Origin of the sequence: Parabacteroides sp. PF5-6 (assembly GCF_029504695.1) — a bacterium.
GTDB lineage: Bacteria > Bacteroidota > Bacteroidia > Bacteroidales > Tannerellaceae > QVMG01.
The window spans coordinates 124373-130743 of sequence record NZ_JAQFIN010000011.1 but is presented as its reverse complement, the minus strand read 5'-3'; the positions used below and the strand labels follow the sequence as shown (position 1 = coordinate 130743).

Below are 6371 nucleotides of genomic sequence, written 5' to 3'. Positions count from 1 at the left end.
AACCGTAGGATAACAGAGACCCTCAATTTTTGTATACGAACATATGGCGCACATCCGGATTTTCCGGATGTGCGCTTCTTCTTTACGTAGGACACCATTCGAAGCAATGGCAAAGCTATCATTCGGTGATAGTTTCGCCGTTGTTAATTTTTGTAACAAATTTCTCGAAAGGCTGATCAATGCAGGCGTGATAGGATTGCCACTTTGTATGATAGCTTTGCCTGCGTGTTGAGAATATCACCACTGTGATAGTTTTACCAATCACCCTGTCACACACGCACTGGAAGAAGAAAGTAAAATACGGATCATGCGGAATAGCAAGAGGGATCTATTCAAAGAGAAGAAGCTTTCTTCTGCAAAAGGCCGGCAGGGTTTTCCAAAAGGCCGGCAACCTTTGCCAAAGAGCCGGCAGGGTTTTCGAAAAGGCCGGCAGCCTTTTGGAAAACCCTGCCGGCCTTTTGACTGCCCTTCCCTTCCTTGACTTGTGTCGTTGAAATTCGACTGGATATTATGGCACCCGATTTACAGTTCTTCTCCAAGCCTTCACCCGAAACGCTGATCAATACAGGTATCTGGCGACCGGGTGAAAGGTGAAGACCGGGGTAAAAACTTTTATGTGGTGCGTATGCGCACAAATTCGTATCTTTGTAAGTTTTGTTTCCCAAAGATATGCAAACGACAAAAGACGAAATCATCTTGGTGCTTTATGACCACCGTTACCTGGGGTGGAAATACTCCGTTTTTTCAGCCGAACAGACGGAGAGCGGCAGCATGCGAATCCTGGGAGCGCCGCGGGCAGAACAGGAAGAAGAGAGAGGGAATAAGACAGAGATCGTGCGCTTGATCAAGCTGATCGGCGAGATTTCCGACCAGTCGCTGATGAAATTGTATTCAAAGAAAAAATCGGTTGCTGACTTTCACAAAGAGATCACGCCCGAATTGCTCGAAAAATACCTCCGTCCGCGCATCGAACAGATCAACTACAAAATCACGCTGATCGCCCGCGCGACGGGTATTCCGGTATTTATCCGCACCGACCTTTCCAACAATACGCTTTTTGTGCAGAACCGGCTCGAGGTGTTGACCACCCAGTCTGCCTGTCTTTTCAATTTCGAGAAGAAAGAAGGAGAATTGCGCTACCACATCACGATGAGCAACCGGGGGAAAGAGATCACACTCTTGAATAAACGGGGCATCCTCCTTTCCGACAAACCGGCTGTCGTCTTGATCGATAAAGAGATCCACTGCGTCGATAAGATCGAATCCAAAAAGTTGACCCCTTTCTTCAATAAGAATTACATTATCGTGCCGGCGGCCTCGGAACAATTATACATCCGGAATTTCATCGCCAAGACCTTATTGGATTACGAAGTGAATATCACAGGCATACCCGTTCGGCAGATCCATCCGCACGTCCAGCCGATCCTCACCCTGGAGGAAGGGTTCAACCAGGATTTCCTGCTCCTGCCTGCCTTTCATTACAACGAAGACCGCTTTCTCCCCGATAAAAAACAAAAGAAGATCGTCAAAGTCATCGAATCCGAGGGATTGACTACGATTGAATGGTACAACCGGAATCCGGAACAGGAAAAACAGTCGATCGAATTACTGGAACAGGAAGGCCTCAAACGACAAGGCCCCAACCATTTTACCCTACCCGACAATAAAGAGCCGTACGGTTTAATCGAATGGCTAAGCGCCCGACGGGAGGCCTTATCCCACCACTTCCTGTTAGAGCAAAACCTGGATATCACCTATTTCGTGGGCGAGATACAGAAAGAATCGTCCGTAGAAGAGAAGATCGATTGGTTTGAAGTAAAGATCATAGTTATAGCCGGCCCGTTCCGTATCCCTTTCCATCGCTTCCGGCGTCACATTCTGGAGGGAAAGAAAGAATACATACTGCCGGACAAGCGCATATTGATCCTACCCGATGAGTGGTTCGTTCAATATCATGACCTCTTGCGTTACGCCAAAGAAAAAGGCGATGCCTTGCAAATGAAAAAAGTGCATGCACCGATCGTCGCCCAGGCGTTGCAACACGAGATCACGGCCGGCATGCAGGAGCGGTTAAAAGAGATCATGCAGATTCCGGTCGAACATCCCGCGCTTCCCACACAGACACGGGCGACCTTGCGTCCGTATCAGAAAGAAGGATTCTACTGGCTGGGACATTTATACCGACACCATTTCGGAGGATGCCTGGCCGACGATATGGGCTTGGGCAAGACATTACAAACGATCACCCTACTCCAACACATCTATGAATATGCCGAACACAAGACAGCGACAAACAGGGATGGGCAGTATTCCCTATTCGACGCCACCCGCCCGGCATTGCCTGCCAGCATAGTTGTTGCCCCGACCTCGCTCTTGCACAACTGGAAAAACGAACTGAAACGTTTCGCCCCGGAACTACGGGTTTTCATCTATGCCGGAGCCAACCGGATACGCAATAAAAGTATCGGGCAGATCTTCGATCGCTTCGAAGTCGTCATCACCTCGTACGGCGTGATGCGCAACGATATCGAATACATACAAGACTATAATTTCCAGACCATTATCCTGGACGAAAGCCAGTATATCAAAAACCCCTCTTCCCTCTCCTACCAATCGGCGAAACGCCTGCAGAGTGCCCATCGCCTGGTCTTGACCGGTACGCCTATCGAGAATTCCCTGGAAGATCTTTGGGCACAATTCAATTTCATCAACGAAGGTTTATTGGGCAGTTTCTCTTCTTTCAAGAAAGAATTTATCCAGAAAATCGTACGGGAGAAGAACGAAGAGCGCGAGAAGGCCTTGCGCCGGATGATTGCCCCGTTTATGCTTCGCCGGACCAAGCAGGAAGTCACGCCCGAGCTCCCGCCGCTCTTGCAGGAAGTGGTCTATTGCGATATGACCGAAGAGCAACAGGAACGGTACCAGATCGAAAAGAACCGGGTGCGGAATACGTTGCTCGAGGCAAAAGAAAACCCGACCCCGCAGCAGAAGACATTCATTGCCCTGGAAGGATTAAGCCGGTTGCGCCAGTTGGCCAATCACCCGCAGATGGTTGATCCGGACTATTCGGGCGATTCGGGTAAGTTCGAACAGATCCTGTTATTCTTCGAAAACCTGAAAGCGAGCGGGCATAAGGTATTGATCTTCTCCTCCTACGTCAAACACTTGAATCTGATTGCCCGTAAGTTCGACCAACAAGGCTGGAAATACGCGATGCTTACCGGAGAAACGAGCCGGAGAGAAGAGGAGATCAAACGGTTCACCGATCGGGAGGATGTGCATTGCTTTTTTATTTCGTTGAAGGCCGGCTCAACCGGGTTGAACCTGACGGCTGCCGATTATGTGTTTATCATCGATCCCTGGTGGAATCCGGCAGCCGAGATGCAAGCCCTGAGCCGGGCACATCGTATCGGACAGGAGAAACCGGTGATTGCCTATCGCTTTATCTCCACCGAAACGATCGAAGAGAAAATCCTACACCTCCAGGAATCCAAATCGGCGCTGTTCGAAACTTTTATAGAGTCGCAGAACCCGCTATCCAAGATGAACTGGGACGAGATTGAAGACCTGTTAAACCCCTAACAGCCGTAGGGAGCACGATACCCGTTTATTCGGCATCTTTATATTCAAGGTAAGTATCGATAACGGTCAATAGCTTTTCCGGATTGATCGGTTTGGCGATATAGTCGGTGAATCCGGACTCTTTCACTCGCCGCTCATCATCTTCAAAAGCAAAGGCCGTAACCGCGATGATAGGGATATAGCCGTTCTCTTTCCGGATCTCCGCCACGGCTTCGTAGCCATCCATATTCGGCATCTTGATGTCCATCAGGATAATATCCGGTTGATGTTCTTTGAATAAAGCGACCGCTTCTACCCCATCCCAGGCATGATACAATTCATAGTCTTTCAACATCGACTTGAACAGGATGTAATTGCTGTCGTTATCCTCGGCAATTAAGATTTTCAATTTCTTATCCGGAGTTGTCGGAATAAGGAAAGGAGCAGCGGCTTCTTCTGTCAGGGCCTCATCCGCATAGTCTTCAGCCGAACGGATAATCGAATCAGGCAATCTGAACCAGAAAGTCGAACCTTTTCCCAATTCGGAATCCACACCGATCTCCCCGTCCATCTTCTTCACGATCATCTCACAGATCGAGAGCCCTAAACCTGTTCCCTGCTGGAAGCTATTCAGTTTCACAAAGCGGGTAAAGACGGTCTGCGCACTCTCTGCCGGCATACCGCAACCGGTATCTTTCACATAGAAATAGATTTCGCCGTATTCATGCCGGTAACCGAAAGTGATACTTCCCGTTTCCGTAAACTTCATCGCGTTATTGAGGAAGTTGGTAATCACCTGCGACAACCGGTTCTTATCGGTATAAATCACAAAGGTCGGGTTCTTATCGGCAAACTCCAGATGGACACCCGACCGTACTTTCAGGCGGGAAGTCTGCTCGATATCCGAGAAGAGCTTGTTCACATCCACATCCCCGTAGGTGAAGTCGAGCGTGCCGGCTTCAATCTTCGCCAGGTCAAGGATATCATTGATCAACTGCAACAGAAGATCATTATTCGTATTGATAATATTGATATACTCCTGTCGCTCATCCATATCTTCGGTCACGGCCAGCAAGCCGGAGAAACCGACAATCGCGTTCAGCGGCGTACGGATCTCATGGCTCATATTCGCCAGGAAGGCTGATTTCAGCTTATCGGACTCTTCCGCTTTGTCTTTTGCCTGACGCAGTTCATGCTCGACAATCTTTTGCTTAGTCACATCCTCCTTCTTGAATACCACGCCCAATAAGGTTCCTTTCTCATCGAATACCGGCGTCGACAATACGTGCATATACGTGCCATCCTGTCCGCCCCGGGTAATCTCAACCGTTTTGCGGGTACGCATGGCCTTGACCACCGTACAGTTCGTACAATAAGGCAGTTTGGCATCGTCCGACAGGAAACAGTTATCCGGTCCGAACTCCGGCTTACAGGGATAATCGATCTTATTATGCCATTTCACCGAGAAGTCCGGTTTGACGAAACGGATTGACGACTGCATATTATTCATGATCAGCTCATTGTCTTTCTGCAAGTCCAACAGGCTGTCTTTCATCTTCTTCATCCGCAAGAAGAAGACCATGACCATCACGAGGAAGATGGATAATATCGTAACGATCAGGATAAGAATCTCAAACTTATACTTTACCAGAATACTTTCATCCCGGTTAATCAAAGTGTACCCATGAGGTAATTTCTTCGTATCGATCGTGAATTCTTTCAATTTGTGCGCATCGAAAGTATAGACATTCGGCACAATAATCGGCTTGATATCTTCGGCTTTCACCTCGCCTTTGAGGATAGAGACCGCCTGTTGCGCCAGGTCTTTACCCATGCTCCGGTTGTCATAATCGGGGATATTACCGCCTATCGCCCAGTGCCCCAGCCCTACGGCGGTCAGGGTGAATACCGGCAATTTCGGATTGGCCGTCATCATGGAATAGGTCGCATTGCCTACATAATGTCCGTCATTGACGTCCACACGCCAGGTTCCCATCAGGATCGCCGTATTTTCCGGCAATAGTTTGATTTGTTCAACCACCGTATAGATATCATTCTGCCGGCCGTCCAGCGTAATCAGGTTATAGCCGGCAAGCCTTTCCATTTCTTTTTTCACAAAGGTTTGTAAAGCAATCCCCCCATACGTATTATCCGAGATCAACGCCAGGTTTTTTATCGAAGGGTAAAGGGTATGGATCAATTCGAGATTGGATTCCACGTCATACGAATACAGATAACCGGAAAGCGGGAACTCACTCTCATACGTGCTGATATCCACATAAGTCGGATCCCATTCGGGCAAAGCCACGGAAGAATCGGGCAGATAAATCGCATTCCGGCTGATCATGCCCAATAATACAGGCACATCCCGGAAAGGTATTTCATCCTGGGAGATATAAGACGACCAGGCTTCCTGGCCTAAGATAATGATCATGCTGGGTTTGCGGTCGTCCCGGTGTTTATCCAGAAGCCCTTTCATCCGCTCCTTCCAGATCGGCGCTTCCGGAAGGCTTTTGCAGTTCATATTTTCAATTTCAACGATATACGTACCGCCCAGACGTTTATATTCTTCGGTAAACTCGGTGATATTTTTCGACATATTCCGGGTATCCGGATTATACGAACTGATAATAAGGATGTGATTCGTATCTTCAGCTTTAGCAAATACTGAGAACACAAAGGCGCATACCACAATCAAAAAGCGTAAATTTATCTTATAACGCATCTGTTTTATACATTAATAAAACGGGGCGATGTCCTCGCAGGACACCACATTACAAAGACACAAAGATAGTAAATATCATCAAACC

The 6371-nt window shown here is 48.2% G+C and carries 2 protein-coding genes; one reads left to right on the top strand and one right to left on the bottom strand.

Annotated elements, in window-relative coordinates:
* Positions 1-669: 669 nt before the first annotated feature.
* Positions 670-3582 carry a DEAD/DEAH box helicase gene (locus M2133_RS12550; protein ID WP_277466502.1) on the top strand — a complete coding sequence of 971 codons (2913 nt, stop codon included), beginning with the start codon at positions 670-672 and terminating at the stop codon, positions 3580-3582.
* 25 nt (positions 3583-3607) lie between these two features.
* Here M2133_RS12550 and M2133_RS12545 read toward each other — a convergent pair whose 3' ends face one another.
* Entirely contained in the window at positions 3608-6286 is a 2679-nt protein-coding gene (locus tag M2133_RS12545; protein WP_277466500.1) for an ATP-binding protein, read from the bottom strand.
* Positions 6287-6371 lie beyond the last annotated feature (85 nt).